Raw genomic sequence first — 15,361 nt, 5'->3', positions numbered from 1 at the left:
ACTCCAAGGCGGGCCCGCTCCTGTGCCGGGCCCTTTGCGCTAGTGTGCCAGCCATGCGCGCGGCTGGCTATTGGCGCACGATCAGGTAAAGGCCAGCGGCCAGCATCAACCAGGCCGGCCAGGCGCTTGGGGCGGCCAGGCTGGCAGCCTCGGCGGCGCCGGCGGCCAGCACCGCGCCGCCCCCCAGCAGGCCGGCACCGAGCAGGCGCAGCGGCCAGCGGTCGCCCTGGCGGCGACGTTCCGGCAGTTGCGGATCGTGCAGGTGCGGTTGCGACAGGCGTTCGAGCACGTCGCGGGCCATGTCGGCCAGGTGCGGCAGCTGTTCGACCTGGCTGTGGATGTTGCCAAGCACGGCTTTCGGGCTCATGCGGTCGCGCATCCAGCGTTCGAGGAACGGCTTGGCGGTACTCCACAAGTCCAGGTCGGGGTACAACTGGCGGCCCAGGCCCTCGATGTTGAGCAGGGTCTTCTGCAGCAGCACCAGTTGCGGCTGCACTTCCATGTTGAAGCGCCGGGCGGTCTGGAACAGGCGCATCAGCACCTGGCCGAAGGAAATATCCTTTAACGGTTTTTCGAAGATCGGCTCGCACACGGTGCGGATGGCGGCCTCGAATTCGTTGACCTTGGTATGTGCCGGTACCCAGCCAGAGTCGATGTGCAGCTGCGCCACGCGACGGTAGTCGCGCTTGAAGAAGGCGATCAGGTTGCGCGCCAGGTAGTCCTGGTCCTCGTCCGTCAGGCTGCCGACGATGCCGCAGTCGATAGCGATGTATTGCGGGCTCCAGGGCCGGACCGTGCTGACGAAGATGTTGCCGGGGTGCATGTCGGCGTGGAAGAAGCTGTCGCGGAACACCTGGGTGAAGAATACTTCCACGCCGCGCTCGGCGAGCATTTTCATGTCGGTGCGCTGGTCGGCGAGGGTGGCCATGTCGGTTACCGGGACGCCGTAGATGCGCTCCATCACCAGCACCTTCGGCCGGCACCAGTCCCAGTACACCTGCGGCACGTACATCAGCTCGGAGCCTTCGAAATTGCGCCGCAGCTGGCTGGCGTTGGCTGCTTCGCGCAGCAGGTCGAGTTCGTCGTAGATGGTCTTTTCGTAGTCACTGACGATTTCCACCGGGTGCAGGCGGCGGGCGTCGGCAGAAGCACGCTCGGCGCCTTTGGCGATCAGGAACAGCCAGGCAATATCGGCGGCGATTACCGGCTTGAGGCCCGGCCGGACCACCTTGACCACGACCTCCTCGCCGCTTTTCAGGCGGGCTGCATGAACCTGGGCCACCGAAGCGGAAGCCAGTGGCTCCACGTCGAAGCGGCTGAATACCTCACCCACCTTGGCGCCGAGCTGTTCCTCGATCAGCGCCACGGCCTGTTGCGGGTCGAATGGCGGTACGCGGTCTTGCAGCAACATCAGCTCGTCGGCGATGTCGGTTGGCAGCAGGTCGCGGCGGGTGGACAGCAACTGGCCGAACTTGATGAAGATCGGCCCCAGGTCCTGCAGGGCCAGGCGCAGGCGTGCGCCACGGTTGAGCTCGGACGGCTTGCGGGGCAGCCAGCGCCATGGCATCAGCAGGCGCAGGCTCATCAGCCACCATGGCAGCGGGTAGTCGAACAGCAGGTCATCCAGCCGGTACCGGATGACTACGCGCTGGATGCGGAAAAGACGGCGGACGGCGAGCAGCTTCATGCGTTATCGCTGGTATCAAGGGATTGGGAGAGGCGCTTGATGCGCGCCTCGAGGCGTTCTGTATCAAGCTTGAGGGCATCGAGTTCGCTGAAGGCGGCTTCGGCTTCGCGCTTGCCGACCAGGGTGCGGGATTCTTCGGCCAGGTATTCGGAGAGGTTCTGGCTGAAGCGCGCGAAGCCCTGACGGGTCCAGCGTGCACGCAGGCGGACGTGGCCTGCGAGCATGGCCGTGGCGACCGGGCCGAGCCAGCGCTGCAGTTCGTGTTCCCAGTCCAGTTCCAGGTCCTGCAGCACCCCGAACAGGTCGAGCAGCACGGCACTGTCGCCATGCAGTTCGACTTGCGGGCTGTGCAGCACGGCAGTCTTGTCCTTGGCCAGGGCCAGGTGCGCCAGGCTGCCGGCCGGGGCGCGCAGGCTGCAATCGACAGCGCCCTCCCAGTGGGCAGCCAGCATCAGGCCTTCTTCATCGGGCAGGATGAATACCTGCAGGGCCGGTTGGCGGCAGTCGATCTCGATGACCTTGCCTTCCAGCGCGGCCAGCCGCGGCAGGGCCGTGCTGTCCATGCGCAGGATGCGGTTCAGGCCATGTTCGACGCTGGCGAGCAGCCCGGCCAGCAGCATCAGGGCTTGATTCCCCGGTGCACGGCGACGATGCCGCTGGTCATGTTGTGATAAGTGACGCGGTCGAAACCGGCCTCGACCATCATGGCCTTGAGGGTTTCCTGGTCGGGGTGCATGCGGATCGACTCGGCGAGGTAGCGGTAGCTGTCCGCATCGTTGGTGATCAGCTTGCCGGCCAGGGGCATGAAGGCGAACGAGTAGGCGTCGTAGGCCTTGGACATCAGCTTGTTGGTCGGTTTGGAGAACTCCAGCACCAGCAGGCGGCCGCCCGGCTTGAGTACACGCAGCATCGAGCGGATCGCTTCGTCCTTGTGGGTGACGTTGCGCAGGCCGAAGGCGATGGTCACGCAGTCGAAATGGTTGTCCGGGAACGGCAGCTTCTCGGCATCGGCCTGGACGAACTCGATGTTGCCGGCCACGCCACGGTCGAGCAGGCGGTCACGGCCAACCTTGAGCATCGATTCGTTGATATCGGCCAGCACCACCTGCCCGGTCGGGCCGACCAGCCGCGAGAACTTGGCCGCCAGGTCACCGGTACCGCCGGCGATGTCCAGCACGCGGTTGCCGGCGCGTACGCCAGACAGCTCGATGGTGAAGCGCTTCCACAGGCGGTGCATGCCGCCGGAAAGCACGTCGTTCATCAGGTCGTACTTGGCCGCCACCGAGTGAAACACTTCGGCGACTTTCTTCGCCTTCTGGCTTTCAGGGACGTCCTGGTAACCGAAATGGGTGGTGGGTTCGGCTTGGTCGCCTTTGCGCTGGTCGTTCATATCGCTTCACCGGAAAAAATTACCGCCATTCTAGGGCGAACGGGCGGATTTGTCTTGGCGGGGTGTGCCAGTGGGCAGGGGCGGGCATAATGCCCATTATGTCTTCATCCTCAGGAACACCTGCATGACTCAGATCAGCGTCGAACGCAAACACTCCCTCGGCCGCGATGCCGCCCGTGCCAAGGCCGAAGCGCTGGTAGACAGGCTGGTCCGGGAATACGACCTCAAGGCGACCTGGAACGGCGACCGGGTCGATGTGGCGCGCAGTGGTGCCAACGGCAGCGTGCATATCGGCGAAGACAGCATCCGCGTAGAGCTGAAGCTCGGCATGATGCTGTCGATGATGAGCGGCACGATCAAGGGCGAGATCGAGCGGGCACTGGACAAGGCCCTGGCCTGATCGTTTGCCGAGCCCTGCAGTCACCTTAGGCTCTGTGTGAAAAGCCTTGATACTCGGTGGTGCTGCGTTGAAAACAGCCTCGGAATGCTCATTTACAACCCGTAAACTCCGCTTCCTCGGCTGTTTTCGCCTTGCCTGACCTTCGTCTCAAGACTTTTCACCCAGAACCTAGGGTGAAGATTCTAATTTCCCTCTCTATCTTGTGCTCAAGCCCAACCTCCATGGGCGGTTCCCCCCCCACTCATGAGCATGAGGTACAGAGCATGGCCAAAGTGACTGTGAAGAAAAAGGACGACGCCCCGGGTACGCTGGGCGAAGTGCGTGGCTACGCGCGCAAGATCTGGCTGGCGGGTATCGGCGCCTATGCACGCGTGGGCCAGGAAGGCTCCGACTATTTCAACGAGCTGGTCAAGGCCGGTGAAGGTGTCGAGAAACGTGGCAAGAAGCGTATCGACAAACAACTGGACGCGGCCAACAACCAGATCGATGAAGCGACCCAGGCCGTTAGCCGTGTCCCAGGGCGGGTCGAAATTCAACTCGACAAAATCGAAAAAGCTTTCGACGCACGGGTAGGGCGCGCCTTGAATCGCCTGGGCATTCCGTCTAAACATGACGTTGAGGCGTTGTCCATCAAGCTTGAACAGCTGCATGAGCTGCTCGAGCGCGTCGCGCACAAACCATAAGGAGAGCAGGATGGCTGGCAAGAAGAACACCGAAAAAGAAGGCAGCTCCTGGGTCGGCGGGATCGAGAAATACTCCCGCAAGATCTGGCTGGCGGGGCTGGGTATCTATTCGAAGATCGACCAGGACGGCCCGAAGCTGTTCGACTCGCTGGTGAAGGATGGCGAGAAGGCCGAGAAGCAGGCGAAGAAAACCGCTGAAGATGTTGCCGAGACTGCCAAGTCTTCGACCACTTCGCGGGTGTCTGGCGTGAAGGACCGTGCATTGGGCAAATGGAGCGAACTCGAAGAGGCTTTCGACAAGCGCCTGAACAGCGCCATTTCGCGCCTGGGTGTGCCGAGCCGCAACGAGATCAAGGCCCTGCACCAGCAGGTGGACAGCCTGACCAAGCAGATCGAGAAGCTGACCGGTGCTTCGGTTACGCCGATTTCGTCGCGCACCGCTGCTGCCAAACCGGCTGCGAGCAAGGCGGCGGCCAAGCCACTGGCCAAAGCGGCAGCCAAGCCTGCGGCAAAAACCGCAGCGGCCAAACCGGCAGCCAAGCCTGCGGCCAAGGTTGCTGCGGCCAAGCCAGCCGCCAAACCGGCAGCGGCCAAGCCTGCTGCGGCGAAGAAGCCTGCGGTGAAGAAGCCTGCGGTGAAAAAAGCCCCGGCCAAACCGGCAGCCGCCAAGCCAGCAGCCCCAGCGGCCAGCGCCGCCCCGGCCGCGACCGCAGCTCCGGCACCTGCCGCTGCCCCGGTCAGCAGCACGCCGTCGGCACCAGCGGGCACCGGTCCCCTGATCTGATACCGCGTCGCCTGCTTCGCGGGCATGCCCGCTCCCACAGGTTTATCGCAGAGCCCTTGGTTTGTGCGATCCCTGTGGGAGCGGGCGAGCCCGCGAAGGGCTGCAAAGCAGCCCCAGTCAAACGGGAGGACTCAGTTGGCTGGCATCATTGTTACCCCTCCAGATACCGCACCGCCAACTGCTCCGCCGCCGCTCGCGCCTGCGCCTGCAAATGCGGCGCCACCAGCATCATCACCTGATACACCACAATACCCACGTCCCCCTCGCGCCCCAGCACGCGCTGATAATCCAGCGAGAACATCAGGGTCAGGGTGATCTGCTCCACCAGTTGCCCCAGCGCCTGGGTCTCGCTTTCGACCTGCCCCTGGCCCTTGAGGCTGGCCAGCAACGCTGCGAGCGTACGCTTGAGCGCGTTGATCAGGCTGCGCATGCCGCGCGCCAGCTTGGGCAGGCGCCCGGTCAGGTTCGACAGGTCCTGGAACAGAAATCGGTACTGCGCCATGTGTTCGACGATCAGGTGCAGGAACAGCCAGTAGTCTTCGGCGTCCAGGCGCACCTCGAGCGGTGGGTCGAGCAAGGGCATCAGCGCCTCTTCGAAGCGCTCGAACAGGCCCAGTACCAAGGGCTCCTTGCCGTGGAAGTGGTAGTACAGGTTGCCCGGGCTGATGCCCAGTTCGTTGGCGATCTCCAGGGTGGATACGTTCGGCTCGCCCTGCTGATTGAACAGCTGCAAGGCGCACTCGAGGATACGGTCGCGAGTCTTCATCCCGTCGGCAGGCTCAGCGGGTCATCACGTAGGTACCCGGTGCGGGCCCCAGCGGTGGGTATATGGCATTGCCCAGCTCGCTGCGCGGTGCCTTGAGCGGGCCGGAGCGCGGGGTGATCCAGTCCAGCCACAACGGCCACCAGCTGCCTTCGCTGCGCTTGGCGTCGTGGAACCAGGCGCGCGGGTCGCCGGGCAGCTTGGGGTTCGCCAGGTAATAGGCCTTGGGGTTGCCAGGCGGGTTGATGATGCTCTGGATATGCCCGCTGTTGGCCAGCACGAAACGCCGGTCGCCACCCAGCAGCAAGGCCGAGCGGTATACCGCGTCCCACGGGGTGATGTGGTCGTTGCTGCCGGCGACGGTGAAACTGTCCAGGTCGACCTTGTGCAGGTCGATGGGCGTACCGCACACCTCCAGACCGGCCGGATGGGTCAGCGGGTTGAGCTTGAAGAAGTCCAGCAGGTCGCCATGCAGCGCAGCGGGCAGGCGCGTGCTGTCAGCGTTCCAGTAGAGGATGTCGAACGCCGGTGGCGTCTTGCCGAGCAGGTAGTTGTTGACCCAGTAATTCCAGATCAGGTCATTGGGCCGCATCCAGGCGAATATCCGTGCCACCTCGGCGCCGTCCAGCACGCCACGCTGGTAAGAGCGGCGCTTGGCGGCCTCGATGGTTTGTTCGTCGGCGAACAGGCTGGCGGGGCTTTCGAACTTGCTGTCCAGCAGGCTTACCAGGTAGGTGGCGCTGCGCACCCGGCGCAGCTGGTGCCTGGCCTGCAGGTGGCCTTGCAGCGCGGCCATGGTCAGGCCGCCGGCGCAGGCACCCATCAGGTTGGGGTCGCGATTGCCGCTGATGCTGCGGCAGGCGTTGAGTGCCTCTTCCAGCGCTTGCACGTAACTGGACAAGCCCCATTCGCGGTGGCGCGGTTCGGGGTTGCGCCAGCTGACCATGAATACCTGCAGGCCGCTCTTGAGCATGTATTGCACGAAGCTGTTGGTCGGGCCCAGGTCGAAGATATAGAACTTGTTGATTTGCGGCGGTACCACCAACAGCGGGCGTGCATGTTGTTTTTCGCTCATCGGCTTGTACTGGATCAGCTCCAGCAAGTCGTTGCGAAACACCACTGCGCCAGGTGTAGCTGCCAGGTTGCCGCCCACTTCAAAGGCGCGCTCGTCCACCTGGCGGGGCAGGCCGTCGTTGTGGCGCAGGTCGTCGAGCAGGTGGGCCACGCCGCGCACCAGGCTCTGCCCGCCGGTATTGAACAGTTCCTTCACCGCCAGCGGGTTGAGCAGCGAGTTGCTTGGTGCCAGGGCGTCGTTGACCAGATTGAACAGAAAGTGCGCCCGCGCCCGGTCATCGTCGTCCAGATAGCTTTCCTCGATCCACAGGCGGGTCTGCTTCTGCCAGGCCAGATAGGCCTGCAGGCCGCGGCGGTAGAACGGATTCTGGCTCCAAGTAGGATCGTTGAAGCGTGGGTCGCGCGGGTTCGGCTGGTAAGGCGTGTCCCCCAGCAGCACGCGACCCAGTTGGCCGCCCAGGGCCAGTAGATGGTGGGCGGTATGCAGCGGGTGGCGCAGGCCATGGCGGCTGACATTGCGCAACGTGGACAACAGGTCACGCCCGCGCAGGCCGAGGATGGCGTTCTGCACATTCATGCGGGTGGCGGGAAGCGTTGGCGTTCCTTTGGCCGGTTTGTCTTTCATGGCAACACTCCCTCGTCTGAGCCGTTTCGCTGTCGAGACCTTCGCGGGCAATGCCCGCTCCCACAGGTTCAGCGCCGTCCCTGTGGGAGCGGGCGCGCCCGCGAACAAGGCCGCATCGATCTACCCGCCCGAAGCCGGGCGAGGGTGCATGACGGCGCGCTGTCGTTCTTGCTGAAGGAAACTCATGATGATCGGGGCGACGGCCTCGGCCCGGGTGATCAGGAACAGATGACCGTCGTCGATAATGTGTAGCTGGGCATTGGGAATCCGCCAGGCCAACAGGCGCATGTTGATCAGCGGGATCAGCGGGTCGTCGTCACCGGCCAGTACCAGGGTTGGCTGCTGGATCTTGTGCAGCCAATGGATGCTGGTCCAGCCAAGCCCGGCGAACAGTTGCCAGTAGTAACCCATCTTGCCCCCGGAGCGCACCTTGGCGGCATGCTGCATGGCCAGGTCCGGATCGCGCCGGAAGCCACCGCCATAGATCAGCGGCGCAATGCGGATAACGTGCGACGGTTGTACGTAGCGGCGCGGGCTGGCCATCATCCACAGCACCTTGGGCTTGCCTGGCACCATCACGGCACCGGCGGCGGTAGCAGCGAGCACCAGCTTCTTGCAGCGTTCGGGGTAGTCGTGGGCGAACTGCTGGGCCAGGGCACCGCCCCAGGACACGCCGATGACGTTGACCTGGCCGTAATCGAGGTAATCCAGCATCCGTGCCGTGAGCTTGGCCAGCCCGGGGAACCGGTACGGGTGGCGAGGCGTTGACGAACCGCCGACCCCGGGTACATCGAAGGCGATGACTTCCAGGTCCGGGTCCAGTGCTTCGATGAACGGGAACACCAGCTCCAGGTTGGCGCCGATACCGTTGAAGATCAGCAACGGCGTCAGGTGCGGCTTGCCCGGGCGGACGGCGGTACGGATGGACTGGTTATCCAGCTCTACAGTCCTGAAGATATAGGGTTGCGGCATGCGCATGACTCTTGGGTGAATGAACACCGTGGCGCCCGCAGGTGGCCACGGCGCTGCAGCTCAACGCTCGTGAACGTACGTACCCGGGGCGGCTTCGCCGGCGGCGTAGGCCCGGTTGCCCAGGCGCGTCGGCGCCTTCTTCAGCTCACCGGCGCGCTCGGCCAGCCAGCTTTGCCAGTGCAGCCACCACGAGTCGGCATGCTTGGTGGCATTTTCCTGCCAGGCCAGCGGGTCACCCGGGCGGTCGGCACCGGTCATGAAGCGCGCCTTGGGGTTGCCCGGCGGGTTGAGGATGCTCTGGATATGCCCGCTGTTGGACAACACGAATTCGATCTTGCCGCCGAACAGGTGCGCCGAGCGGTAGCACGACTGCCACGGAGTGATGTGGTCAGCGGTGCCGGCCACGCTGAAGATGTCGCATTGCACCTGCTTCAGGTCGATCGGTGTGCCACACACTTCCAGGGCATTGGGGCGGGTCAGCGGGTTGCTCTTGAACATTTCGATCAGGTCGCCATGGAAGGCGGCCGGCAGGCGCGTGGTGTCGTTGTTCCAGAACAGGATGTCGAACACCGGCGGCTCGTTGCCAAGCAGGTAGTTGTTGACCCAGTAGTTCCAGATCAGGTCGTTGGGGCGCATCCAGGCGAACACCTTGGCCATCTCGCTGCCTTCGAGCACGCCGGCCTGGTAGGAGTGGCGCTTGGCGGCCTCCAGGGTCTGCTCGTCGACGAACAGCGCCACCTGGGTATCCACGGTGGTATCCAGCACGCTTACCAGCAAGGTCAGGGCATTGACCTTGTTCTCGCCCAGGGCGGCATAGTGGCCCACCAGGGCGGTGCAGGTAATGCCGCCGGAACAGGCGCCGAGCATGTTCAGGTCCTTGCTGCCGGTAATCGCCAGCACCGCGTCGACGGCTTCCTTGAGCGCATCGATGTAGGTCGACAGGCCCCATTCGCGCTGGGCCTTGGTCGGGTTGCGCCAGCTGATGATGAAGGTCTGTTGCTGCGAGCGCAGGCAGTAGCGCGCCAGGCTCTTTTCCGGGCTCAGGTCGAACACATAGAACTTGTTGATCTGCGGCGGCACCACCAACAGCGGGCGGGCGTGTACCTGCTCGGTGATCGGGCTGTACTGGATCAGCTCCAGCACATCGTTGCGGTACACCACGGCACCTTCGCTGGTGCCCAGGTTCTTGCCCACTTCGAAGGCATCCATGTTCACCTGGCTGGGCATGCCACCGTTGTTGACCACGTCCTTGGCCAGGTTGGACAGGCCGTCCAGCAGGCTCTTGCCGCCGGTTTCGAAGAAGCGCTTGACCGCCGCGGGGTTGGACAGGGTATTGGTCGGCGCCATGGCCTCGGTCATCAGGTTGATGACGAACTGGCCGCGGCTGATGTCCTGGGGCGACAGGTCGCTGCTACCGATCCAGTCCTGCAGCTCCTTGCGCCAGGCCAGGTAGGTCTGCAGGTAGCGGCGGTAGAGCGGATTGTGGCTCCAGGCCGGGTCGTTGAAGCGACGATCATCGCTTTCCGGGGCCAGGCTGGATTTGCCCAGCAGCACATTCTTCAGCTCCAGGCCGAAGTGGGCCACATGCTTGGCGCTGTGCAGCGGTTGGCGCACGGCCTGGCGCAGCACGGTACGTGCCGAACTCAACAGGTCCTTGCGACGAATACCGATGACCGGGTTCAGCCCCAGGGTGTTTTCCGAGGCTTGCCGCTGCAGCTCATCGTTGTTCTTGTTACTCATCTACGACGCTCCGTTGTCCTGAGACGAGTACCGGTTTGCTGTGACGGGTGCACAGTGCTGAGCCCGGTACTGCTACTCGGGTGACCAGTGATAAGGAACAGCGGTGCTGCGAGGGTGCTGATTACCTGCAAGGTGATGCAGGGAACTTGCCACTCCCCATTGGTTACCCGACTTTCATGTAATGCGCAAGACAGCCCTTCATTGGGCTGTCTGTAGGGCATTCAAACAGATGATTCTAGAAAATGCGCTCTAAACCCCGGGGCCCTTGCGCTAGAGCATCAGTTTGACCACCGACTCGGCGGGGTCGCGGGATTTGCCGGCCTTGTGCAGCTCATCGAGGTACTCGGCCCACAGTTGTTCCTGGCGCAGGCACAGCTGTTCGAGGTATTCCCAGGTGAACAGGCCGCTGTCATGGCCGTCGTCGAAGACCAGTTTCAGTGCATATTGGCCGGCAGGCTCCAGGCCGCTGAGGCCGACGTTGATCTTGCCGAACTGCAGGATGGGGTTGCCGTGGCCCTGGACCTCGGCGGAGGGGGAGTGCACGCGCAGGAATTCGGCGGGCAGATGGTAGACCTCGCCGGGGGCATAGGTGAGGCTGAGGGTTTTCGAGGCTTTGTGCAGGTTGATGGCGGTGGGCAGGCGGGCCATGGGCAGAATCTCTCGGGAGCTGATGAAGCAAGCTTCCAGCTTATGATGGAGGGATTCAAGGGCCTCTTCGCGGGTACGCCCGCTCCCACAGGATCATCACATGCTTTGGGTCTGTGGTGATCCTGTGGGAGCGGGCGTGCCCGCGAAGCAGTCGACGCCGTTTTTACAGGATGTAACGCGACAGGTCTTCGTTCTGCGCCAGCTCACCCAGGTGGCTGTTCACATAGGCCGCGTCGATCTGGATCGGCGCTTCGTCATGGGTGCTGGCCAGGTCGCCGGCACTGAACGACACCTCTTCGAGCAGGCGCTCGAGCAAGGTGTGCAAGCGGCGGGCACCGATGTTCTCGGTCTTCTCGTTGACTTGGTAGGCGATTTCGGCCAGGCGCTTGATGCCGTCCGCCAGGAACTCGATGTTCAGCCCTTCGGTCTTCAGCAGGGCCTGGTACTGTTCGGTCAGCGACGCGTGCGGCTCCTGCAGGATACGCTCGAAGTCTTCCGGGGTCAGGGCCTTGAGTTCCACGCGGATCGGCAGGCGGCCTTGCAGCTCCGGCACCAGGTCGCTCGGCTTGCTCAGGTGGAACGCACCCGAGGCAATGAACAGGATGTGGTCGGTCTTGACCATGCCCAGCTTGGTATTGACGGTGCAGCCTTCGATCAGCGGCAGCAGGTCACGCTGCACGCCTTCGCGGGACACGTCGGCGCCGCCAACGTTGCCGCGCTTGGCAACCTTGTCGATTTCGTCGATGAACACGATGCCGTGCTGCTCGACCGCTTCCAGGGCCTTGGCCTTGAGTTCTTCCTCGTTGACCAGGCGGCTCGCTTCTTCGTCGCGAACCATCTTCAGCGCTTCCTTGACCTTCAGCTTGCGGGCCTTGCGCTTGCCTTTGCCCATGTTGGCGAACAGGCTCTGCAACTGGTTGGTCATTTCTTCCATGCCGGGCGGCGCGGCAATTTCGACGCCCACGGCATCGGCGACTTCGATCTCGATTTCCTTGTCGTCCAGCTGGCCTTCGCGCAGGCGCTTGCGGAACAGCTGGCGGGTGTTGGAATCGGTGCTGGTCTGCGCGGCTTCCTCGGCAAAGCTGCTGACCCGTGCCTGTGGCAACAGGGCATCGAGGATGCGATCTTCGGCGGCATCTTCGGCGCGGTGGCGCACGCGGATGATTTCTTGCTCACGCAGCATTTTCAGCGCGGCATCGGCCAGGTCGCGGATGATCGACTCGACGTCGCGGCCGACGTAGCCCACTTCGGTGAACTTGGTGGCCTCGACCTTGAGGAACGGCGCATTGGCCAGCTTGGCCAGGCGGCGGGCGATTTCGGTCTTGCCGACGCCGGTAGGGCCGATCATCAGGATGTTCTTCGGCGTTACTTCGGCACGCAGCTCGGCAGGGAGCTGCATGCGCCGCCAGCGGTTGCGCAGGGCAATGGCCACGGCGCGCTTGGCGTCATCCTGGCCGATGATGTGGCGGTTGAGTTCGTGGACGATCTCGCGGGGGGTCATGGACATGATCAGTTGGGTCCTTGGGCAGATGAGTCAGCGTGGAAAAGCCCCCGCACCGGGCGGGGGCGCCAGAACAGCTGAATCACTCGGCCAGGTCCTGCTCCTCGATGGTCAGGTTGTGGTTGGTGAAGACGCAGATGTCGCCAGCGATGTTCAGGGCGGTCTCGGCGATTTCCCGGGCGGAAAGGTCGGTCTTGTTCAGCAGGGCGCGTGCAGCGGCCTGGGCGTATGCACCGCCGGAACCCATGGCGATCAGGCCGTCTTCGGGTTCGACCACGTCGCCGTTGCCGGTAATGATCAGCGAGGCATCCTTGTTGGCTACCGCCAGCATGGCTTCCAGGCGGCTCAGGGAGCGGTCGGTACGCCATTCCTTGGCCAGTTCGACGGCAGCACGGACCAGGTGACCCTGGTGTTTTTCCAGCTGGCCTTCGAAGCGCTCGAACAGGGTGAACGCATCGGCGGTGGCGCCGGCGAAGCCCGCGATGACCTGGCCGTGGTACAGGCGGCGCACCTTCTTGGCGTTGCCTTTCATCACGGTGTTGCCGAGGGATACCTGGCCGTCGCCGCCCATGACGACTTTGCCATTACGGCGGACAGAAACGATGGTGGTCAAGGGAGAGTCTCCACGCAGCGGGGCGAAAGTGCCTGATGCAGACTCATATGGGGGTGGGGGGAAAGATTTCAACCGTAGGGGATGAATGGTCGCGCTTGGCAGGGGGCACCGTGCAAGGGCATTCGCGGGCATGCCCGCTCCCACAGGGGACAGTGATCTGCTGTGGGAGCGGGCGTGCCCGCGAATGGCTTTTACTCAGGCCTCGTGGCAGACATGCCCGTCGACCAAGGTATACCGCACCGCACCCGGCAGGCAGTGGCCGATGAACGGGCAGTTCTCGCCTCGCGAGAACCACTGCTCGCCAGCCACGGTCGAAGCTTGCGGGTCGAACAGCACCAGGTCGGCGGCGCCGCCCGCCTTCAGCTCGCCGGCCGGCAGGCGCAGGGCCGCTGCTGGGCCGCTGCTCAGGCGTGCCAGCAGGGTTGGCAGGTCGAGCAGGCCGTCCTGCACCAGGGTCATGGCCAGTGGCAGCAGCAGTTCGACGCTGCTGATGCCCGGCTCGGTGGCACCGAACGGGGCCAGCTTGGCGTCGCGCTCGTGTGGCTGGTGATGGCTGGAAATCGCCTGGATCACCCCCGACTTCACTGCCTCGCGCAGGCCGTCACGGTCGGCAGCGGTGCGCAGCGGTGGTTGCACGTGGTAGAGACTGGAGAACTCACGCAGCGATTCGTCGGTGAGGATCAGCTGGTACAACGCTACGTCAGCGGTCACCGGCAGGCCTAGCTGCTGGGCCTGCTCGATCAGCCGCGCGCCTCGGGCGCTGGTGATCTGGGTGAAGTGCGCACGTACGCCAGTCTGCTCCACCAGCAGCAGGTTGCGTGCCAGGGCCACGGTCTCGGCGGTTTCCGGGATGCCCGGCAGGCCGAGGAAGCTGGCCATGGCACCTTCATGGGCCAGGCCGCCCTGGGCCAGGTCGCGGTCCTGGGAGTGGAACACCACGGTCAGGTCGAAGGTGGCAGCGTATTCCAGGGCGCGCGCCAGGGTACGGTTGTTGGGGATTTCCTTCAAGCCGTTGCCGAAGGCCACGCAGCCGGTGTCGCGCAGGGCCACCAGCTCGGCCAGCTGCTCGCCTTCCAGGCCCTTGGTCAGGGCGCCGATCGGGTAGACCTTGCTGTTGGCGGCCTCGCGGGCGCGGTCAAGGATCAGCTCGGCCACCGCCGAAGTGTCCAGCACCGGCCTGGTCTGCGGTGGGCAGCACAGGCTGGTGACCCCGCCAGCCACGGCAGCGCGGGTTTCGCTGGCGATGTTGCCTTTGCGGCTGTAGCCCGGCTCGCGCAGCGACACGCCGAGGTCTACCAGGCCAGGCGCGGCGACCAGGCCGGCGGCGTGGATCGTGCGGCTGGCGTTGAACCCGGCCGGGGCGGCGCCGATGGCGGCAATGCGACCGCCGTCGAGGTGCAGGTCGGTGACCTGGTCGAAGCCACTGTTCGGGTCGATGACCCGGGCGCCGAGAATACTGACGGTCACTGGGCGTTCTCCTGCTCGAATTGACGTTGCGCGTTCTGCCCGCTCATGGCCATGGACAGCACGGCCATGCGCACGGCGATACCGTAGGTGACCTGGTTGAGGATCACCGAATGCTTGCCATCGGCCACCGCCGACTCGATTTCCACACCGCGGTTGATCGGGCCGGGGTGCATGACGATGGCATCGGGCTTGGCGCCGGCCAGGCGCGCGGTGGTCAGGCCGAACAGGCGGTAGAACTCGCCTTCGCTGGGCAGCAGGCCGCCGGCCATGCGCTCACGCTGCAGGCGCAGCATGATCACCACATCGACGTCCTTCAGGCCTTCGGCGAGGTCGGTGTAGACCTTCACCCCGTACTGCTCGATACCCACGGGAATCAGGGTTTTCGGGCCGACCACGCGAATGTCCGGGCAGCCCAGCGCCTTGAGTGCGAGCATGTCGGAGCGGGCTACGCGCGAGTGCAGGATGTCACCGACGATGGCCACCGACAGGTTCTCGAAGCTGCCCTTGTGGCGACGGATGGTGAGCATGTCGAGCATGCCCTGGGTCGGGTGCGCATGGCGGCCGTCACCGCCGTTGATCACCGCAACCTCGGGGCACACGTGCTCGGCGATGAAGTGCGCGGCGCCGGAGTCCGAGTGGCGTACCACGAACATGTCGGCGGCCATGGCTTCGAGGTTGCGCAGGGTGTCGAACAGGGTTTCGCCCTTGCTGGTCGAGGAAGTCGACACGTTCAGGCTGATCACGTCGGCCGACAGGCGCTGGGCTGCCAATTCGAAGGTAGTACGGGTACGGGTCGAGTTCTCGAAGAACACGTTGCACACGGTCTTGCCGCGCAGCAACGGGACTTTCTTCACGGCCCGGGCACCAACTTCGAGGAAGGAGTCGGCGGTGTCGAGGATCTCGGTGAGCAGTTCGCGGGGCAAACCGTCGAGCGAGAGGAAGTGGCGCAGCTGGCCCTGATCATTGAGCTGCAGCGGGCGCTTGGCGTCGATTGGCGTCATCGCGGGGGGGACT

Annotated in this window: 14 protein-coding genes and 2 pseudogenes; 4 read left to right on the top strand and 12 right to left on the bottom strand. The window is 64.3% G+C overall.

Going from position 1 to position 15,361, the window contains the following annotated elements; translation table 11 throughout:
- Nucleotides 1–67: 67 nt before the first annotated feature.
- The 3 genes from ubiB to ubiE are packed head-to-tail and all read right to left on the bottom strand — an operon-like array spanning nucleotide 68 to nucleotide 3,077.
- On the bottom strand, nucleotides 68–1,687 hold the full coding sequence (gene ubiB / locus HU763_RS22485; protein ID WP_186684334.1) for a ubiquinone biosynthesis regulatory protein kinase UbiB: 1,620 nt from the start codon (nucleotides 1,685–1,687) through the stop codon (nucleotides 68–70).
- The gene (locus tag HU763_RS22480; RefSeq protein ID WP_186684336.1) at nucleotides 1,684–2,307 is read right to left on the bottom strand and encodes a ubiquinone biosynthesis accessory factor UbiJ; all 624 of its coding nucleotides are present in this window, start codon (nucleotides 2,305–2,307) and stop codon (nucleotides 1,684–1,686) included. Before HU763_RS22480 ends, ubiB begins: the two co-directional genes overlap by 4 nt.
- Nucleotides 2,307–3,077 carry a bifunctional demethylmenaquinone methyltransferase/2-methoxy-6-polyprenyl-1,4-benzoquinol methylase UbiE gene (ubiE, locus tag HU763_RS22475; protein WP_186684338.1) on the bottom strand — a complete coding sequence of 257 codons (771 nt, stop codon included), beginning with the start codon at nucleotides 3,075–3,077 and terminating at the stop codon, nucleotides 2,307–2,309. The genes HU763_RS22480 and ubiE overlap by 1 nt, the downstream gene beginning before the upstream one ends.
- A 124-nt stretch (nucleotides 3,078–3,201) precedes the next feature.
- On the opposite strand from ubiE, the gene HU763_RS22470 reads away from it, so the two are divergent.
- The 4 genes and pseudogenes from HU763_RS22470 to HU763_RS25175 all read left to right on the top strand — a co-directional run.
- The gene (locus tag HU763_RS22470) at nucleotides 3,202–3,477 is read left to right on the top strand and encodes a polyhydroxyalkanoic acid system family protein (RefSeq protein ID WP_186672329.1); all 276 of its coding nucleotides are present in this window, start codon (nucleotides 3,202–3,204) and stop codon (nucleotides 3,475–3,477) included.
- 263 nt (nucleotides 3,478–3,740) lie between these two features.
- The gene (locus HU763_RS22465; protein WP_085621735.1) at nucleotides 3,741–4,160 is read left to right on the top strand and encodes a phasin family protein; all 420 of its coding nucleotides are present in this window, start codon (nucleotides 3,741–3,743) and stop codon (nucleotides 4,158–4,160) included.
- A pseudogene (locus tag HU763_RS25180) lies at nucleotides 4,087–4,557 on the top strand (phasin family protein); the annotation flags it as partial. The gene HU763_RS22465 and the pseudogene HU763_RS25180, both read left to right, overlap by 74 nt.
- A 30-nt stretch (nucleotides 4,558–4,587) precedes the next feature.
- Nucleotides 4,588–4,923, top strand: a pseudogene (locus tag HU763_RS25175) (hypothetical protein); the annotation flags it as partial.
- 172 nt (nucleotides 4,924–5,095) lie between these two features.
- On the opposite strand, the gene HU763_RS22455 reads toward HU763_RS25175, so the two are convergent.
- The 9 genes from HU763_RS22455 to HU763_RS22415 all read right to left on the bottom strand — a co-directional run bounded on the left by HU763_RS22455 (nucleotide 5,096) and on the right by HU763_RS22415 (nucleotide 15,348).
- The gene (locus HU763_RS22455) at nucleotides 5,096–5,710 is read right to left on the bottom strand and encodes a TetR/AcrR family transcriptional regulator (protein ID WP_170033208.1); all 615 of its coding nucleotides are present in this window, start codon (nucleotides 5,708–5,710) and stop codon (nucleotides 5,096–5,098) included.
- 13 nt (nucleotides 5,711–5,723) lie between these two features.
- The gene (gene phaC, locus HU763_RS22450; RefSeq protein ID WP_186684340.1) at nucleotides 5,724–7,406 is read right to left on the bottom strand and encodes a class II poly(R)-hydroxyalkanoic acid synthase; all 1,683 of its coding nucleotides are present in this window, start codon (nucleotides 7,404–7,406) and stop codon (nucleotides 5,724–5,726) included.
- Between the two features lie 120 nt (nucleotides 7,407–7,526).
- Nucleotides 7,527–8,378, bottom strand: a complete 852-nt coding sequence (gene phaZ / locus HU763_RS22445; RefSeq protein ID WP_170033204.1) for a poly(3-hydroxyalkanoate) depolymerase — start codon at nucleotides 8,376–8,378, stop codon at nucleotides 7,527–7,529.
- Between the two features lie 60 nt (nucleotides 8,379–8,438).
- Entirely contained in the window at nucleotides 8,439–10,118 is a 1,680-nt protein-coding gene (gene phaC, locus HU763_RS22440) for a class II poly(R)-hydroxyalkanoic acid synthase (RefSeq protein WP_186684341.1), read from the bottom strand.
- Between the two features lie 270 nt (nucleotides 10,119–10,388).
- Complete coding sequence (locus HU763_RS22435; protein WP_085621741.1) at nucleotides 10,389–10,766, bottom strand: gamma-butyrobetaine hydroxylase family protein; 378 nt, start codon at nucleotides 10,764–10,766, stop codon at nucleotides 10,389–10,391.
- A 163-nt stretch (nucleotides 10,767–10,929) separates the two neighbouring features.
- Nucleotides 10,930–12,273 (bottom strand): ATP-dependent protease ATPase subunit HslU, encoded by a 1,344-nt coding sequence (gene hslU, locus HU763_RS22430; protein ID WP_015272084.1) that lies wholly within the window; start codon nucleotides 12,271–12,273, stop codon nucleotides 10,930–10,932.
- A gap of 76 nt (nucleotides 12,274–12,349) precedes the next feature.
- Nucleotides 12,350–12,880, bottom strand: coding sequence for an ATP-dependent protease subunit HslV (gene hslV / locus HU763_RS22425; RefSeq protein ID WP_025340909.1), 531 nt, complete (start codon nucleotides 12,878–12,880; stop codon nucleotides 12,350–12,352).
- A 195-nt stretch (nucleotides 12,881–13,075) separates the two neighbouring features.
- Nucleotides 13,076–14,347, bottom strand: a complete 1,272-nt coding sequence (locus tag HU763_RS22420) for a dihydroorotase (RefSeq protein ID WP_186684342.1) — start codon at nucleotides 14,345–14,347, stop codon at nucleotides 13,076–13,078.
- The gene (locus tag HU763_RS22415) at nucleotides 14,344–15,348 is read right to left on the bottom strand and encodes an aspartate carbamoyltransferase catalytic subunit (RefSeq protein ID WP_186684343.1); all 1,005 of its coding nucleotides are present in this window, start codon (nucleotides 15,346–15,348) and stop codon (nucleotides 14,344–14,346) included. The genes HU763_RS22420 and HU763_RS22415 overlap by 4 nt, the downstream gene beginning before the upstream one ends.
- Between the last annotated feature and the right edge of the window lie 13 nt (nucleotides 15,349–15,361).

Source organism: Pseudomonas anuradhapurensis (assembly GCF_014269225.2).
GTDB classification, from domain to species: domain Bacteria; phylum Pseudomonadota; class Gammaproteobacteria; order Pseudomonadales; family Pseudomonadaceae; genus Aquipseudomonas; species Aquipseudomonas anuradhapurensis.
This window is presented reverse-complemented; position numbering and strand designations above follow the sequence as displayed.